Genomic DNA, 18141 nt, shown 5'->3' with positions numbered 1-18141 from the left:
AGCCGCTCACTTCTGATAGTGAGCGGCTTTTTTATTCTTCACGATTTGAAGCGAATCGACGTTGACTCGCTTCTCGGTCGTTATCGAGATTTGCTTGCAACTTCCGGCTGTTCAACCTCAGTCAACATGCCTTTAAGAAGACTCACACAGCCCATTATCAGAATGATAGTAAAAGGCAGCGCTGCAATAATCGTAATGGATTGCAGTGCTTGAATGGAGTCTGTGCCACCAATCCATAGCATTACCATTGCAATAACGGCAGAAATTACCGCCCAAACGACTTTCTGTTTGATTGGTAGCTCGAGTTTACCACCCGCAGTCATGCTATCGACAACGATAGAGCCAGAGTCCAGTGTGGTCACGAAGAATACGATGATCAGCGCAACCGCAATCAGCGAAAGAATATTGCCGATAGGGTAGGCATCAAGCATGTAGAACAAACTCAATGAGACATCGGTGATGCCTTGTTCCATACCAAGCAAGCCGACTTTGTCGATGATCTGCTGGATAGCGATACCACCGAAGAATGACATCCATGCGGTTGTCACTATGGTTGGAATGACGAGAACACAAACAAGGAACTCACGAATGGTACGACCCTTTGAAATACGTGCTACGAACATACCGAAGAATGGCGCGTACGCTACCCACCAAGCCCAGTAGAATACCGTCCAGCCATGCAGCCAGGCGGTATCTTCACGACCTGATGTCTGACTTAGCGGAATGATGTTTTTCACATAGCCTACGACCGACGTAGTGACGGAATCGAGCACGGTAGTGAAGTTCAAAATACCCATGAAGCCAAGGAAGACAAAGGCAATGATCATGTTCAGGTTACTGAGCACCTTAACGCCACCGTCCATGCCGCGAACGACAGAAACAATAGCTAAGCCCATGATGGTCAGAATGATAGCAATCTGCAGCAATAAGCTATTTTCTAGACCAAATACGTGGCTGATACCACTTGCCGCCTGCGAGCCACCGAGACCAAGTGATGTCGCAAGACCGAACAAGATAACGAGAACTGCCATTACGTCGATAATGTCACCAATTCTTCCCCAAACTCTGTCACCCAATAGTGGGTAGAATACAGAGCGCATAGAAAGAGGTAGGCCTTTGTTATAAACAAAGTAAGCCAGCGATAGCGCTGTCATGCCGTAGATAGCCCACGCGTGCAGTCCCCAGTGGAATACCGTGGCACCTAGTGCCGCTTCACGACCTTCTGGTGTAAAAGGTTCTGCATTGAGAGGTGTTCCGAACCAGTTGGTAAAGAACGCGGTAGGCTCTGCGACACCCCAGAAGATCAGACCAATACCCATGCCCGCGGCAAACAGCATTGAGATCCAGGATAAGGTTGAATAATCTGTCGTGGCGTTATCGCCGCCTAAACGAATTTTGCCCAGTGGCGATAGGGCGATAAGTATTGCGAAGATCAGAAGGATGTTCGCGCCCCACATAAAGACGAAATCGAATTTCGATAGCGCAGCGGCTTTGACCGCGTCGATGGCAGCTTTGGCGTCTGCTGGGGAAAGTACGAGAAGAGTGACGATAAAGAGGATGGATAAGCCCGCTGAAGCGGTGAAAACTGTGTTGTGGACATCCATACCCCACTTAGTGATGTTGTCTTGGCCGACTTGATAGTCAGTTGAATCGATACTGTATTTTTGAGATTTAAAACTCATAATTATGAGGAATACATATTCGTTCACACGAATATAAAGACCAACTCCGTGTTTAATGAATTGCTGATTAGAATTCGAAAATCCTTTGTTTAAAGTAATTTTAATCAAAGGGTTATGATGAAATTATCCGTTTTACATCTAATCCTGAACGGGCGATTTTAACACATAAAGGGCACCTTGTGGGCGAGGTGATGGATATAAGCTGAAACAGAATGCATCCATATGCAGTTAGTTCTGCATTAAAATACGGCACTGTTATTGGTAGATTTTTCCACTTATATCGTTTTACGAGAATTCAAATACTTAAGGAAAAAGCGCCAATTTAGAACAATATCTAGGTCGTTTAGTTGACGACGAACGTCGCTTTTTTACACTCTCATCACATGTTTTACCTTACTTTTCCAGACATTTGAGTGCATTTGAAATAGGAAACGATTACTCTAATGGCTCTGTTTAGGACATGCATCGGAACCATTGTGCAATCGAATCAACCAGCAGACGGATTAACAACGGCTAAGAATCCGTCTCGAAAACTCAAAAGAAGCATCGCTTTTGGTTTGCCTTTTATGGCAGCCTTTGCCTTTCTTCACAGCTTACCTGACTCAAACATGAAGGGTACCATTGAGCTCAATCTCAATGATTCACCCGTGGTAGCTGTACTCGCTGAAGAACCAGCGAAAGCCGAACTCCCTCCCAAGTTTGCTTATCTTGTTAAATCTGGTGATAGCCTGAGCCAGATCTTTGATCAGTTGGGCTTTCCTTACAGTGACATGATGTCAGTGATGGAAACCGATTTGAACTTCCTTGTTCTTGATACGCTAAGACCCGGTGACCGTCTGCGCTTTTGGCAAGATGAAGCGACAGGTGCACTAAGCAAACTCGAAGTTAGTCGTAATGTCGCTGAAAAAGCGGTTTATGCGCGTCTAGACGATGGAAGTTATGAATTCGAAGATATCTCTATTCCGGGTGACTGGGAGAGTGTCGCTATGGTGGGCAGTATTAACGGTAGTTTTTCAGCGTCAGCTAACAAGCTTGGATTGAGCCCTCGCGAAATCGATCAGGTAGTAACACTGCTAAAAGACAAGCTAAGCTTTACTCGCGATCTTCGAGCAGGTGATCGCTTTGAAGTAGTGAAGAACAGCCAATTTGTTGAAGGCACGCCAACGGGTAACTCAGAGATCCAAGCGATCAAGATCTTTAACCGTGGCGCCATGTACTCGGCTTACTTGCATTCGAACGGTCAGTACTATGATGCTAAAGGGGACAGCTTGCAGCGTGCCTTTATGCGTTATCCAGTGAAGAACCATCGTATTACTTCGGGCTTTAATCCGAATCGCCGTCACCCAGTGACGGGACGAGTTTCACCGCATAACGGCACAGACTTTGGCGTTCGTACTGGTACTAATGTCTACACCACTGGTGATGGCGTTGTTGCTATGGTCCGTAACCATCCGTACGCGGGTAAGTACATCGTTATCGACCACGGGGGGCCCTACAAGACACGTTACCTTCACCTGAGTAAAATCTTGGTGAAGAAAGGGCAGAAAGTGACTCGTGGAACTCGAATCGGTCTGTCTGGTGCAACGGGTCGCGTGACAGGTCCACACCTTCATTACGAGTTGATTTCTCGTGGAAGACCAGTAAATGCTATGCGAGCTAACATTCCTATGGCAGACTCTGTCCCGAAAAACGAGCTCAAGCAGTTTATTGCGCGTCGTGATGAACTCGATGCCATGCTTGAGAAACAAGAGACCAAATTGGCTAGCCTATAATTGGCCAAATAACCATGGTGTAATGAATGCAACAATTAGAATTTCAGCTGCTGGTCATGCAGCTATGTGAGTTGAAAACACTTCCAGATGCGCTGAACAAGCTGAAAAGCTCTGAAAACCCAGAAATCAAAGAGGCAGCAGAGAGCCTAACAGGTCAATTTGCTTTGGCTACGGTTGACGGTGAAGAGCGTATCTATCACGTGTTTAACGATGTTGATGATAACGGTGAAGAGCAAGAGTACGCTGAGCACATCATGAACGAGGGTGATGATGTGATTAAGTTTGTCGCGTGGTTCTTCGATGTTATGTTCGAAATCAAACCGAGCGATACTTACAAAACAGCAGGTAAGACTTACCGTCAGCCTAAACGGTCTTAATCGACATGCTGTCAGAGCGTTAAATCTGTTAGTTCGAAAGACAAACGGCGTTCATTTTTGAGCGCCGTTTGTGATTTTATGGTCAGGCTCTAGGCAATTTGGTGTGGATGTGCAATGCTTTTTGTATGCCCCCTTCAACGAGGTTGCCATGGAAAGTAAAGAAACCGCGCAGACCAGTACTTCAAAGTACGTCGTTTCTCAGCGTTTTGGTTTTGGTCCCAGAGTTGGCGATGCCAAACAGGAACCCGCACTCAATGATCAGCTAAAAGCGACCCCCTATACACACAGAGCCATTACTGAACTGCCTTCGACCACAGAAATGTTGGCGCATCTTGGTGACTTAAACCGTCGCAGAAAAGAAGCGACAACGCCAGAAGAGAAAAAACTTTTCACCAAATCTAGCAATGCTTTCTTCCAAGAAAACTTCCAAACCATTGTTCATGCTAGAAATCTGCAAACCTTAACAACACCGCTTGGCTTTCAGGAAAGGTTGATTCAGTTTTGGAGTAACCACTTCGCCATTTCAGCAGACAACAGACGTGTTCGCCCGATTGCTGCTGGTATCGAAAATGAGGTGATTCGCGAACTGTGGAGTATCGATTTCCCCTCTATGCTGCTTGCGGTTTGTCAGCATCCAACCATGCTGATGTATCTCGATAATCACCGCTCTATCGGGCCCAACTCAAAAGCGGGTCAAAAGCGCAATAAAGGCCTTAACGAGAACTTGGCGCGGGAAATTCTTGAACTTCACACTTTAGGCGTCGATGGCGGCTATTCACAAAACGATGTGATTGAACTTGCCCAAGGTTTAACTGGCTGGACAGTGAGTTTTAAAACAGATCGACCTGGGTATCAATTTTCTGATGCCATGCATGAGCCTGGTGCTATCAACGTACTGGGTAAGGTCTATGAGGAAGGGGGTGAGGAGCAAGCGATATCTTGCCTACGTGATCTCGCCAACCATGAAAACACCGCGAAGCATTTATGCAGCAAGCTGGTTCAACACTTCTATGGCTCAGGTCATCCTTCGCTAGTGGATGAGCTCACTAAAGTGTGGTTAGAGAATGAAGGGATGCTGATTCCTGTTTACATCACTTTAATTAACTCCACGCTCAAAAATAGCAGTCAACAGCTGAGATTTCGGACGCCTCAAGAGTGGTATTTTGCGGTACTGCGTAGTGCTGACTTCGAGCCCAATGCTCGCCAGATGCAACAAATGCTACGCCAGCTTGGACAGCCGCCTTTCATGCCGGGATCGCCTGCAGGGTGGTCCGATAAAGACTCTGATTACAACTCCTCATCAGCACTTACTCAGCGTTGGCAAGTTGCGAACCAAATCGCCAAGCTGTTAGTAAGACAGATGGAGCGCAGCAAACAAAATGTCGATGACAAACTGATTCAAATGACCCAGCGTCTTTACGGTAGTGAGGTGGATGAGCACGTTCTTACCGCCATGGATAAAGCGCAGGATCCCACGTCGAAATTGGTGGTGCTGTGGATGAGTCCACAGTTCCAATACAGGTGAGTGCTATGGCAACGAGACGCGATTTTATCAAAGGCATGGGGGCGGCATCTTTAGTCACTATGTTGCCCAACTTGTCATTGGCTTCTACTCAGAGCCCGAATGTGCTGGTGTGGATAACATTGCGCGGGGCAATGGATGGATTGAACGTGGTGGTGCCCAGTTTCGATGAGGATTACTACAAACTCAGACCTAGCATCGCGATGAGTAAGGATCAGCTTCAGCCATTAAGTGATGGCTTTGGATTGCATCCAGCGCTCAAGAATGTCTATCAATGGTATCAGCAACAGCAAGCTGGCTTTGTGCACGCTTGTGCAACGGGTTATCGGGAGCGTTCTCACTTTGATGGTCAAAAGGTGCTTGAGAACGGCACTACCGACCCATTTGGTCCGATTGGTTGGATGAACCGATTCTTAGCGACGCAGCGCTCACAGCAAGCGATAGCAATAGATTCTGGCATGCCTTTGATAGTGCAAGGGGATGTTAAAGTCAGCAGTTGGTTCCCTCATAAACTCAAAGCAGAAGAGGAACAAAGCTTATTGCTGGCTGAGCTATTCCAAAACGATGAAACCCTATCAGCAAACTTCGAAGAGAGCATGAAGCTTGAATCGATGACCAGCGGAGGCAGTCAGAATAAGCAGTTTAACAATTTGATGCGTCAAGCGGGTAAGTTTATCAGCTCACCACAGGGGCCCAATATTGCGGTGCTAGAGCTGGGCGGTTGGGATACCCATTCAGGACAAGGAACGACAAATGGTCGCCTTGCTTCTCAGTTGACTAAGTTAGACAAAGGGCTTGATGTACTCAAACAAGCCTTGGGCGATAAATGGCAATCGACTGTGGTTATTGCAGCCAGTGAATTTGGTCGGACTGTGGCAGAAAACGGCACCAAAGGGACTGATCATGGTACAGGCAATGCCATGTTTATTATGGGCGGGGCACTCAAGGGTTCAGATGTCATTACTGACTGGCCTGGACTTGCTGAAAGTGAACGATATGAAGGTCGTGACTTGCAACCGACGACCGATATGCGCTCAGTGCTCAAAACGGTGCTTAGCCAACATATGGGGGCTGATGAACAAACCCTACAGCAAGTGTTCCCTGATGCACCTCAACCAGCGGACTTAGGTAAGTTGCTTGGATAATGCGTTAATCTGAATTGCTGGCTCCTCTGTACCACATAACTTTGCGAGCCCAGTAACACTGCTTGTCGATAAGCGTGTTACTTGGGCAAATTCATGTATAATTCCAAGCAACACTTCCCCAGGAGCGCACGCCTACATGAACAACTAACTCAATTTCGAACGTTTTATACAAGTAACTTTTGAAATCGCAGAGTTAGTGGGCGTTGGCTCGTTCTATATTCCTGTCTACCTATCAGGACATTGCTATTTATCGCGACATTGTCGTATGTGATGCCATGCGTCTCATGCTCTGCCAAGGAGGATGTATGACTGCAATTCATGCTATTTCATTATCAAAACAATTTTCTGACGGTCACGATCTGTTTCACGACCTCTCTTTTATCATCCCGGTTGGCGTTAATGCCTTGGTTGGGAAAAATGGCTGCGGCAAAAGCCACTTAGCGTCAATACTTGCGAAACACTCTCAACCCAGCAGTGGAAGCGTTGAGTGGGGGAGTAACACCAAGTCAATTGGTGTTTACCGTCAAGAAGAGTCACAAGATGAACTGGATTACTCTATCGCCGCTTACCTGGGTGTTGAGGACAAGCTTGAAGCTCTTAAGCAGATTTCACGAGGTTCAACCGACAATCAGTGGTTTGATCTTATTGCCGATTCAGATTGGCAGCTTGAGCAAACCTTGACGGAGCTATTCGAGTCACTGCGGTTGCCGACTGACCTAAGTACCAAACTGCGCCATTTAAGTGGAGGACAACGGGCAATCATCAGGCTTTATCGTTTGCTTAACCAAGAGCACGATGGATGGATCCTCGATGAGCCAACCAATCACTTAGATACTGAGCACATAAATTGGTTGTTAGAAACGCTAAGGCAGCGACAGGTACCTATCTTGGTGATCAGCCATAATATTTCCTTCCTCGAGCAAACCGACCGTATTTTCGAGCTTGATAGCTTGGGAATTACCTGTTTCGGTGGTGGTTATCAGGGATATATAACCCAAAAAGAACAAAAGCTTGCGGCTATCAACAAGATGGCAAAAACGTTAGAGAAAGCCCGCAAAGTCAAAGTAGAGAAAGCGCGCCGTCGAGACCTTACGATGCAAAGGCTAGCGAGTCGGGGCGAGAAGCAGCGGGCGTCTGGTAGCCAGCCGAAGATATTGATGGATGGCAAGAAGCAAGGTGCACAAGTCGCCAATTCGGCGGTAAAAGCGCAGAATGAGCGACAAATGGCTGAGCTCGACCAAAAAATACAGGGTGTAAAATCGCAACTTGAGCAGCTCAAACCACAAAAATGGTATACCAGTGAGGTTCAGTCGACGGGGAGAGTTAAGGTCCATTTTGACGGCTTTTATCATGAGCGAATAGAGTCAGAGCCTATTACTGCTCAGCTATTTTCTGGTGAGCATGTTTGGCTTAAAGGCGCTAACGGCTCTGGAAAGTCCACCTTGCTGAAGCTACTTTTGAAAGCAGAGCATCACTCAAGCGTCGATGACAATTTGGCTGTTAATGGAGTGTGTTTTTATCTCGACCAGTATTTCTCTTTCTTGGAATCTGATGCCTCAATGTTGGACGCAGTGTGTACGCACTGTGAATCCCTAAGCATTCCACAGGCACGGACGCTACTTGCTGGTATAGGTTTTCGGCGTGAGTCGGTGCACCAAAAGGTATTCGCTCTCAGCGGCGGAGAAAAAATGAAGCTCGCAATGCTCATTGCCTCTCATCAAACCCAAGCCTCAATCTTGTTGTTGGATGAGCCAGATAACCATCTTGATTTGGAAGCTAAGCAACAACTTGTTAAAGCCATCAATGGCTATACAGGGGCTGTCATAGTTGTGAGTCATGATGTTGGGTTTATTAGGCATTTGACGATTCACAAAACAATAGAGCTAGGTTAGTAAGTGAGCACTATACTCATTTCATCTTGTGACGATCGCGGATAGGAGAAGTGATGAAGTTAATAAGGTTATGGTTTGGACTCGCTATTGTAATCAGCAGTAGTGTATTAGCGTCAACCCCGGCTACCGACGATGGGCTAGTCCGAGTTAAAAGTACTCACGACGTGTCGATGACAGCGCATAAATTGGCAGGTCTGCTGGAAAGCAAAGGCATGACCATTTTTACCCGTGTTAAGCATTCAGATTCGGCGAAAAAAGTGGGAGTAGAGTTAAGACCTACTGAGCTCATCATCTTTGGTAACCCTAAGGTAGGATCCCCATTGATGGCGTGTAGCCAAAGTGTCGCTATCGACCTTCCGCAAAAGGCGCTGATCATGGAAGACGATCAAGGAGAGGTGTGGCTTGTTTATAACAGCCCAAGCTATCTTGCTGCGCGACATCACATAGAAGGGTGTGACAAAGTGCTAAGTAAGGTCGAGGGAGCACTCGCCAATTTTGCTAAAGGTGCAACACAGTAACGCACCTCTAGAAAATACACACTGAAAGCAACGCTGAAAAGGGAGCACTTTGCGGTGCTCCCTTTCTTTTATTCGCCTGCCACCAAATGCTTCTTGGTACGGATGCTAGCGATAAACATGTAGATAGCAGTTGCCATCATGGTTGCTAGTAAGTATGCCATCAGACCTTGCGTGCCATTCATAAACCAGTCAGCAATCATTGGGCCTGCCACTGAGCCAATACTGTAGCAAAACAGCATCACCTGTGTAGCGGAGACAATGAAGCTCTCGTCCAGTTTATCGCAGCCAAGATTAATGGCGATTGGGTAGAGTGCAAATGTTGCCATGCCAATCAAGAATAGACTGATTGCCAACACACTTAAGTCGTCGCTTAAGATCACTAGCCCTACACCAAACACACCGAGTAGACAGAAAAGACCCATCAACGGCGTACGTCCTGCTACTTTAATCAATGCTGGCACTATGGTTTGCACTGCCATACCACCAAGAATAACCAGTGCCATTAGAGCGCTTAGGTTCGTTTGTGACACCTCACGGTGCGTCAACTCGACTGGCATCAAACCGTAGATTGAACCCAGCGTTAGACCCGAAACGATACAGCCAATGATCGCTGCATGGTTCAGCTTTGCAACCTGCTTAAGCGACAAGGTTGCGGAATGCGCACTTTGCGGCTGCTGAGTTGGAACAAACATCAGTACCGTGATTGCCGCGCTTAGCATTGAGAGTATAACGACAAACGGTACACTGCCTTCGATACCAATAAAACCAATGCCAAGCTGACCAAGCGCCGAACCACCATACAGCGAACCCATGTATAGCCCCAGACGTTTTGCGCGGCTCGACTCATCGCCGACTAATAGCCAGGACTCGACGATGACAAAGACACCTGCAACCGCAATACCGGCAATAAAGCGAGCAACCAACCATACCCAAGCCACTGGGACCATGGGTAGAGCAACGATGGTCGCGATAAACAGCGTCAAACAAGCAATAAATGCGACGCGGTGACCGACATGTTTTACCGCAGGTTCAATGATGACCGCACCAACAAGCAGACCCGCATAAAACACACTCGCCAACCAACTTGCGTTGTTCGCGTCTATGCCATACTGATTCAACATCAGAGGGATCAGGCTCATGAGATAGCCCGATGCCACGGCATAAAGTGATAGCGCAATAACAGGGACTTTGAAACCAGTTTTTACTGCGAAATCAGTTGTGTTTTCCACTAGCGGAGCCTCCAAATTTAGTCGTGGGAAATCAAGAAAAAGAAAGATTTGATGAAGTTTTCGGCGCGACTATGAGGCTTTAAGAGGGGGGAGTAAAACGAAAAAAAATGATCCTCACGATAAAGGAAATTTATCGATATTCTGTGAACGAGTTGCAGCGAGTTAGGGGATTAACTGACTGAAATTGAGCTATATTGTTCCTGGTGATTAAGTTCATCTGACTGCACAACTTTGTTTCTACCTGAGGCTTTCGCGTGGTAGAGCGCTGAGTCCGATTCGAGAATATAATCACGAAGCTCGATTGACTCAGTGGCAGGTTGGAAGCAAGCACCTGCACTGATGGTGACTGATGTGTTGTGTTCGGAAAGAGCGAGTCTTTCGGTTTGCTGGCGGACCTGCTCTAATACTTCGATAAACTGTTTTTTAGAGTCGAAAATTCCAATCAGAACGAACTCCTCTCCACCAAAACGGCCAGCAAAGACAGTGTTAGAGGCATGCATCTTGATGAGATTGGCTACTTTGACAAGAACCTCATCACCAAATAAGTGGCCATAGGTGTCGTTGAACTGTTTGAAATGGTCAACATCAAACAGAGCAACACCGATAGACTGCTGACGGATAAGTGCCGTGTATTTCAGACCGACAAAGCGTTTTTCGTATTCGCGCCTTCGATACAGACCAGTCAGATTGTCGAACTTTGCGTGTCGGGTTAGCTGCTTTTCTGCCTGTGTAAGCTTAGCGATAAGTTGGGTGTGCTCGAAGTGTTCATATAGCCTCGAGGTCGCGATGTCTGACTGATGAGTGTTGAAAAACACAAAGTGAAACATGCCAAAGATGAAAACCATTCCAATAAGATACCAACCCTCACTATACGCATAGACCGTCGGTAAGCTAAATACAGCAATAAAATAACCGATGTAACTGGTCTTACTGTAAGAGAGATAAGAGTAGCCATGGAATGCAACAGACGCAGCCACAAGCAGTGAAGCGATGGTGACTTGAAAGTTGTTTTGCGAGAAAGCAAGCCATATCCCAATACTCCAAACAAACCCGTTCAGTATTGGTGAGGCTGCAAAAATAAGATCAAAACGACGGCTGGTAGCGTTCAGAGAATCAAGCTTTTTAATGGCAGATTGAATAGAGAGATGACGAAGCCAAATGACACAACACATACAAGCATACCAAGCGAAAAGTTCACTGCTCAGGTCTGTAGTTAAGAACAGAAGTACAGCGAAAAGCGCGCCCATGATGGCATGGTTTTTTACCGCATGACGAAACAGCGCCGCAGTTCGAAGATAGCGTTCTTTGTATACACGTAATTGGATTGAGTCCATGGGTTATTAGCTTCCTGTGCTTCATCACTTTTGATGGCACTGTGCTAATAAAGTTATCACTTATATTGGAACGCGCATATTATATTTGCTGCAAGATGTGAAGGGTTTCGGCATATCATGTGCTTACGCGCACAGTTTTATAGAATAATAAGGAAAAATCCTACTTATCGAGTTGCCAGCTAGGTTGGAGTTTGTAGCTCAACATCGATTTAATGGGCTAACGTTAGCAAACCTCGCCGCGACTTGGCGGCAAGATTCATGATAACAATGCTTGGATGCAATAGAAGGCGTTAAATCTTGAAGAAGTTAGTCGCGAATTTATAGTTTTCCCAACGATGCTTCACATTGGAGTACTCAAAAATCTCACCATCATCAAGGTACACTACCTGTTCTACATTCACGAGCGGCTCACCTTCAGCGATACCAAACTGCTCGGCGTAAAACGCACTCGCTTTAACGACAGAAATTTCCATCGTCGAACTGTGTATTTTTAGACCAAGTTTATCGGTAATAAAGCTGTAGATAGAGTCTTCAGCATGCTCTCTTTTTAAACCTAAGATGATGCTGATCGGCATGTAGGTTTCTTCCAGTGAGGATGCGATGCCGTCAATGATACGCAGCCTGGTGGTGTTATAAAGCATATCTTCTACATCGCAGTTAAGGCGCTTGGCGACATGCTCGTCGGCCGGTACGACCTGAAACTCGAGCACCTTAGTTTCTACGGATTGACCGTTAGCAATGACATTAGCTTTGGTGCCATGCAGGTGAGCATAGCCAGCATTACCTAATGGTCTTTTTACAAAAGAGCCAGAGCCACGTTTGCGCACGACCAAGCCTTCCGTTACCAAGATATCCAGTGCTTTTTTTATGGTCAGTTCACTACAACCGAACTCTTCAGCAAACTCGCTGCCGCCAGGGAGCTTTTCAGTGGTGCTGTATTCCCCAGACAGAATGCGCTGCTTGATCGCTTGATAGATATCAGAGTATTTCGCTTTGGTGGTCGCCATGCTTTGGAGTTTGCTCATAAGTAAATGATTTTGGTCATAGTATGACAAAACCGAGATGAGTAAAAACAATAGCGTGCTTTTGTTGATAATTGTTTGCAATTTGTACGGTGATTCACAGCTTAGGTATAAGCCATAACAAAGAAGCGGCGTGAAAGGGCTCTTTCTTGCGCTATGACAATAAAATCGCAACTGACTATGAAAACGATATTGATTCCCATTTAAGCTTGGGTAATAATGAGTTTGTCTAATATAACCATAAAATATATAAGGAAATCGGAATGAGTCAGTCCTTTGGTTTCGTCAAGCGTTTGGCGTTAACAGCAGTTGCAAGCCTAGCGTTGGTTGCTCAAGCAGGCGCTGTTACTATTCAGCACTTTAAAGGAACGAGTGAATTTGACGGTACGCCGAAGCGTGTTGTTGTTCTGGGTAATGGTAGTTTGGATGTGCTGGACCGTATCGGTGTCAAACCTGTAGGTGCTCCTCATTCACTTCTCCCAGAATATCTTGCTGATTACAAACAAACGACGGGGAATACTGGCTCTGTTGGTGAACCCGATTTTGAAGCCATTTTTACGTTGAAGCCAGATGTCATTATTGCTGAAAACCGCATGCTTCGTGTTTACGATGACCTAAACCAGATCGCTCCAACGGTGATGTTCTATGTCGACAACGGTCAATATTGGCAAGATGCACAAAAGAACTGGCGTATGCTAGGTAAGTTGTTCGATAAGCAAGATGAGGTGGAAGCGTTGATTGCGGAGACTCAACAGCAACTTGACGATGCTTCATCAAAAGTTGCGAAAGAGAAGTTGAACGCTTTGATGCTGATGAACAACGGTAGCAATGTTGCCATGTTCAATAAGGGCAGCCGTTTCTCTATCGTTTTTGATGACTTTGGCTTTGCTGAATCGAGCAGTCAGAATGTGGCTCCAATCGAAGGCGCTCACGGAAACCTCATTTCATTTGAGTATGTTGCAGATGCTCAGCCGGAAGTCATTTTTATTCTGGATCGCGAACAGGCCATCGGTCGAAGTGTTGGTAAGGCACAAGAACTGTTCAACAACCCATTAGTTAATTCCACGCCTGCTGCAAAAAACAACAAGGTTGTCTACATCGATCCCAACGCTTGGTATATCTCTGGCGGCGGTGTGACTGCTACGCAAACCATGATCAGCGATATCGATAAAGCGCTGAACTAATCAGATAAGTTAATGAAAGTCTCTGCTGGTCATCTGGCGGAGGCTTTTCCTGTTTAGAATTCCTTTTAAGCCCATCGTTGTAATGACCATTCAAAAATATATTTTGGCAAGTGCGCTGCTCCTTGGATTGGCAGTCTGCTCTCTTGTTCTTGGCGCGGCTTCCGTTTCACTCGTGGATCTATTTCGTGGTGATGAGCATGCCTATTCCATCTATGTCGTCAGTCGTGTCCCTAGACTGCTTGCTATCATCCTTGCTGGTGCTGGTTTAAGTGTTGCGGGGCTGATTATGCAGCAGATCGTGCAAAACCGATTTGCGTCTCCATCGACGACGGGCACTATCGACTGCGCACTACTAGGCTATGTGGTTGGGCTTATTTTCCTTGGCGGTGCAAGCCAGTGGTTGCATCTCGGAGCCATCTTCTTCTTTGCCGTAGCGGGTACACTGATTTTTGTACGCTTTTTACAAAGACTGCAATTTAAGAACGCCGTGTTAGTACCGCTCATCGGCATTATGTACGGCAACGTAGTTTCCGCGTTGACCACATTTATTGCTTACAAGTATGACTTAGTTCAGACCATGTCCTCGTGGACGGTGGCGAATTTCGCCAGCGTGTTGCAGGGCAATTATGAGATTCTTTATCTCGCAGTTCCGGCTTGTCTTTTGGCGTATTTCTATGCGCGCCAGTTCAATGCTGCAAGTGTGGGTGAGAGCTTCGCAAAGAACATCGGTCTGGATTACCAAAAGATCTTGTTCATTGGCGTTATCCTGGTGGCTGTAAGCTCGTCAACTGTGGTGATGATTGTCGGTGTTATCCCGTTCCTTGGTCTCATCGTTCCTAATATTGTGTCGCTGTTTATGGGCGACAACATGAAGCGGATATTGCCTTGGACAGCCTACTGGGGCGTTATCTTGGTCCTGGCTTGCGACATCCTAGGTCGTCTCATTATTTTCCCTTACGAAATGCCTATCTCGATGATCATCAGTATTTTCGGTGGTGCGGTGTTCATTTATCTAGTGCTAAGGGAGAAGCGCAATGCGTGATTCGTTAAAAGTCTCTTTGCTCGTCGCTGGGTGTGTCGCCATTATTGCTTGGTTTATTGGTCAAGGACTGACGGCGGATAATTATCAGTTTTTCTTATCGCGCCGTATTCCAAAAGTGTTGGCGATTGTCCTAGCTGCAGTAGCAATCTCGGCTTCTTCTTTGGTGTTTCAAACCATCACGAACAACCGTATTTTGACGCCTTCAATATTGGGCTTTGATAGCTTGTATCTGATGGTACAAGTACTCATGGTGGTTATTCTTGGCAGCACCAGTTTCTGGGTGATACACGCAATGAGCAACTTTTTGCTTTCAACTTGTGTGATGATTGGCTTCTCACTGCTGCTGTTTCATTTCTACTTTAAACGCAAAGACAGCAATGTGTTTACCTTGCTGCTGATTGGTATTGTTTGCGGAAGTCTCTTTAGCAGCGTAACAGGCTTCTTGACCATGCTGGTAGACCCGAATGAGTTTGCCAGTATTCAAAACTCCATGTTTGCGAGTTTCAATAACGTGAATGCCAAGCTGGTGTATTGGAGCCTTATCCCGCTATCGCTCTGCTTAGCTATTTTGTTCTATTACGCCCCTAAGCTTGACGTGCTCTGGTTAGGCACGGATAACGCGACCAGTCTAGGTGTAAACACCCAACAGCTCACTCAACGTGTGATGATTCTGATCACCATTATGATCGCCATCTCGACTGCGTTGGTTGGCCCCGTTTTGTTCTTTGGACTCATAGCAGTGAGCTTGACCCGAGAGATGTTTAGTCATTATCAGCATCGATTCCTAATCATCGCGAGTAGTTTATTGGCGGTATTTTTACTCGTAACTGGCCAGTGGTTTGTTGAAAAAGTACTGGCATTTGAAACGACGATCAGCGTCATTATCAATCTCGTTGGTGGGTCCTACTTCCTGTTCTTATTACTAAGAAACAGAATTAATTAAGAGGTATAACAGTGATTAAGTTAACAGGTCTAAGTAAAAAATACGGCAAAACCTTTGTGGTTCAAGATGCCGATGCGCTGTTTCCGAAGGGAGAGGTCACGTCGATTATTGGTCCCAATGGTGCGGGTAAAAGTACGCTGCTGTCGATGGCGAGCCGCTTGACTGAGAGTGACGCTGGTGAAGTTGTTATCGGTGATAAGCTGCTTGCACAGTGGGATACCAAGGAGCTTGCCAAGCATCTCGCAGTCCTTCGCCAATCGAACAACATCAATATGCGATTTACTATTCGCGAGCTGGTCTCTTTTGGTCGTTTCCCTCACTCTGGTGGACGTTTGACGGCGGAAGATAACGAGATCATTGACCAAGCACTCGGTCATTTAGGAATCGAAGAGATTCAACACAAATACCTTGATCAACTGAGTGGTGGTCAGCGACAAATGGCGTTTATTGCGATGGTCGTTGCTCAAGATACCGATTACGTATTTCTTGATGAGCCATTAAACAATCTCGATATCAAACACTCAGTGGAAATCATGCACACACTTCGTCGTTTGGCGCATGACTTCAACAAAGCAGTGGTGATAGTGATCCATGACATTAACTTTGCCTCATGCTACTCGGACAACATCGTGGCGATGAAGAAGGGTAAGGTCATTAAATCAGGTAGTGTCGAGGAAGTTGTTCAGCAAGAGACAATGGAAGCTATCTACGAGATCCCATTCGATATTCGCGAAGTGGATGGGCGTCGCGTGTGTCTCTATTTCAATAGCTAGACCATCTAATAAGAGAATCGAAGGAAGGAGTCATTTATGGCTCCTTTTCATTAATAAAACCAGTGGGAATGCAATTCTGAGGTGATAAACTAATTACAAGCACTTACTCGTTCAAAATCAGTATGTCCAATACAGACTCTAAGCCGTTCACCGAGCAGCACCTCCAAAACACACTAGAAAAAATAGTGTCTCATCCGCTGTTCTATTCGTCCCCCAAGTTAGTTGCGTTCTTGCAGTATATTGTGGAGAAGGCAGAGGCTGGATTGGGGGACGAGCTGACACAGTATGGTATTGCCACCGAATTGTTTGGAAAGCCCACCAGTTTTGATCCATCTAGTGATCCAATGGTGCGAATGCTTGCAACCAAGTTAAGAAAATCTCTCGCGGTCTTCTTTGAGGATAACCCTAACTGTCAAGTGCTGATTGAACTGCCAAAGCGAAGCTATACGCCAATATTGTCTTTAAATGGCAGCTACTTACCAGAGCCAACACTGCCTGATACTCACTACCCAACCATCGCGGTTTTACCTTTCTCTCTTACAAGCCAAGACGAATTATGCGTGGATCTGACAAACTCACTGCAAGAAGAGTTGAACCACGCTTTGGGTCGCTTTGATCAATTGGCGGTACTCTCTCCGCTTCGGATTCAAGAAGTATCAGAAGGCTCAATATCGCTGAGCGAACTGCGTCGTTTGCTCGGGGCTAGGTACGTGATTTCAGGCTCGGTGAGACGAAATAGCATGTCCACTCGCATAACCATTGCGTTGAGTGAGACCGATCAGGGGATCCAAATATGGAGCGAACGTTTTGAGTTGATGGGTGAACTTGGTTCGCTTGGGGAACAAGAGCGCATAGTACAAAAGATGGCAACCAAGATTGGTTCCTCATATGGCGTTATCTCGATGCATGAGTTTCAAGCCATAAAGCACCACGACAAGACGGTGTTAAATGACTATCAAGCCAGGCTTTTTTATCTTGAGTATCTCACGAAAATGAGCCAAGAAAGTTTGCAGGACATGATTGCGCTATACGAGGAATTGACCTTAGAGCGCTATGCCAATGATGCGCGAATGTTGGCGACGTTGGCACAGTTATATTGTGACGCTTTGTTGTTTGGCATTATGGACCAACAGCAAGTGATTGAGCGTTGTGAAAAGCTGGTAGCAAAAGCTCTGGATTTCTCCCCACATGATAGCGAAGTGATTTTGGCTCAAGCTTGGTGGGCGCTACTGACGAACAACGAACAAAAAGTAAAGAGTTGCGCAGAGCGTATTATTCAACTTAACCCAAATTCACACTACACCATAGGTGCTGCAGGTTGGCTGGTTTGTCTGTCGGGTAATTTTGACTACGGCATTCGAATTCTGACTGATCTGTTGGGTAAAGATGAGTACTTCCCAAACTGGCTCAAACTAAGCCAAGCGCTGAATGCGATTCGACAGCAGGATATGGATGCGGCTTTGCAAAGCATCGAGTTGTTTTACGTGGAAGGCAATGTACTTCAAACCATTCTATTGGCGTTAATTTATCAGGTGACAGGGCACTACGCGTTTGCTGAGCAGCATTGGAGTGAGGCGAATGGCATGGTGTCAGAGCTTCCGAGGATCTCTGAACAATTATTGAAAGTGATGATTCTCGATAAATCACTGTGCGAAACACTTGAGAAAGCACGGCAAATACTCGTGCGATAGTAACGGGAACTGTAT

15 protein-coding genes are annotated in these 18141 nt (G+C 46.1%); 11 read left to right on the top strand and 4 right to left on the bottom strand.

Features of this window, described 5'->3' with window-relative positions:
* Window positions 1-80: 80 nt before the first annotated feature.
* On the bottom strand, window positions 81-1682 hold the full coding sequence (locus J4N45_RS26105; RefSeq protein ID WP_252015612.1) for a BCCT family transporter: 1602 nt from the start codon (window positions 1680-1682) through the stop codon (window positions 81-83).
* A 566-nt stretch (window positions 1683-2248) separates the two neighbouring features.
* On the opposite strand from J4N45_RS26105, the gene J4N45_RS26100 reads away from it, so the two are divergent.
* The 6 genes from J4N45_RS26100 (at window position 2249) to J4N45_RS26075 (ending at window position 8908) form a co-directional block, all read left to right on the top strand.
* On the top strand, window positions 2249-3454 hold the full coding sequence (locus J4N45_RS26100) for a peptidoglycan DD-metalloendopeptidase family protein (RefSeq protein ID WP_252017254.1): 1206 nt from the start codon (window positions 2249-2251) through the stop codon (window positions 3452-3454).
* A gap of 26 nt (window positions 3455-3480) precedes the next feature.
* Window positions 3481-3831 carry a hypothetical protein gene (locus J4N45_RS26095; protein ID WP_128648927.1) on the top strand — a complete coding sequence of 117 codons (351 nt, stop codon included), beginning with the start codon at window positions 3481-3483 and terminating at the stop codon, window positions 3829-3831.
* A gap of 148 nt (window positions 3832-3979) precedes the next feature.
* Window positions 3980-5356, top strand: a complete 1377-nt coding sequence (locus J4N45_RS26090; RefSeq protein WP_252015610.1) for a DUF1800 domain-containing protein — start codon at window positions 3980-3982, stop codon at window positions 5354-5356.
* Window positions 5357-5361: 5 nt separating this feature from the next.
* Window positions 5362-6498: a DUF1501 domain-containing protein gene (locus tag J4N45_RS26085; protein ID WP_252015609.1), complete on the top strand. Its 1137-nt coding sequence runs from the start codon at window positions 5362-5364 to the stop codon at window positions 6496-6498.
* A 305-nt stretch (window positions 6499-6803) separates the two neighbouring features.
* Window positions 6804-8390: an ATP-binding cassette domain-containing protein gene (locus J4N45_RS26080; protein ID WP_252015607.1), complete on the top strand. Its 1587-nt coding sequence runs from the start codon at window positions 6804-6806 to the stop codon at window positions 8388-8390.
* 53 nt (window positions 8391-8443) lie between these two features.
* Window positions 8444-8908, top strand: a complete 465-nt coding sequence (locus J4N45_RS26075; protein ID WP_252015605.1) for a DUF302 domain-containing protein — start codon at window positions 8444-8446, stop codon at window positions 8906-8908.
* 68 nt (window positions 8909-8976) lie between these two features.
* Here J4N45_RS26075 and J4N45_RS26070 read toward each other — a convergent pair whose 3' ends face one another.
* The 3 genes from J4N45_RS26070 to J4N45_RS26060 form a co-directional block, all read right to left on the bottom strand.
* Window positions 8977-10137 carry an MFS transporter gene (locus J4N45_RS26070; RefSeq protein WP_252015603.1) on the bottom strand — a complete coding sequence of 387 codons (1161 nt, stop codon included), beginning with the start codon at window positions 10135-10137 and terminating at the stop codon, window positions 8977-8979.
* Between the two features lie 170 nt (window positions 10138-10307).
* Window positions 10308-11471 (bottom strand): GGDEF domain-containing protein, encoded by a 1164-nt coding sequence (locus tag J4N45_RS26065; protein ID WP_252015601.1) that lies wholly within the window; start codon window positions 11469-11471, stop codon window positions 10308-10310.
* A 290-nt stretch (window positions 11472-11761) separates the two neighbouring features.
* Window positions 11762-12496 carry a GntR family transcriptional regulator gene (locus J4N45_RS26060; protein ID WP_252015599.1) on the bottom strand — a complete coding sequence of 245 codons (735 nt, stop codon included), beginning with the start codon at window positions 12494-12496 and terminating at the stop codon, window positions 11762-11764.
* Between the two features lie 260 nt (window positions 12497-12756).
* On the opposite strand from J4N45_RS26060, the gene J4N45_RS26055 reads away from it, so the two are divergent.
* The 5 genes from J4N45_RS26055 (at window position 12757) to J4N45_RS26035 (ending at window position 18126) form a co-directional block, all read left to right on the top strand.
* A complete protein-coding gene (locus tag J4N45_RS26055) occupies window positions 12757-13677 on the top strand; it encodes a siderophore ABC transporter substrate-binding protein (protein ID WP_252015597.1) in 921 nt (306 codons plus the stop codon).
* Window positions 13678-13759: 82 nt separating this feature from the next.
* On the top strand, window positions 13760-14719 hold the full coding sequence (locus J4N45_RS26050; protein ID WP_503057385.1) for an ABC transporter permease: 960 nt from the start codon (window positions 13760-13762) through the stop codon (window positions 14717-14719).
* Window positions 14712-15662: an iron chelate uptake ABC transporter family permease subunit gene (locus J4N45_RS26045; RefSeq protein WP_252015595.1), complete on the top strand. Its 951-nt coding sequence runs from the start codon at window positions 14712-14714 to the stop codon at window positions 15660-15662. The genes J4N45_RS26050 and J4N45_RS26045 overlap by 8 nt, the downstream gene beginning before the upstream one ends.
* A gap of 11 nt (window positions 15663-15673) precedes the next feature.
* Window positions 15674-16435, top strand: a complete 762-nt coding sequence (locus J4N45_RS26040; protein ID WP_234496245.1) for an iron ABC transporter ATP-binding protein — start codon at window positions 15674-15676, stop codon at window positions 16433-16435.
* A gap of 122 nt (window positions 16436-16557) precedes the next feature.
* On the top strand, window positions 16558-18126 hold the full coding sequence (locus tag J4N45_RS26035) for a hypothetical protein (RefSeq protein ID WP_252015593.1): 1569 nt from the start codon (window positions 16558-16560) through the stop codon (window positions 18124-18126).
* Window positions 18127-18141 lie beyond the last annotated feature (15 nt).

The sequence above is a fragment of the Vibrio sp. SCSIO 43140 genome, assembly GCF_023716585.1.
Classification (GTDB): Bacteria; Pseudomonadota; Gammaproteobacteria; order Enterobacterales; family Vibrionaceae; genus Vibrio; species Vibrio maritimus_B.
Note: the sequence above shows the minus strand (reverse complement) of the source record. Positions and strands in the feature narration are given on the sequence as shown.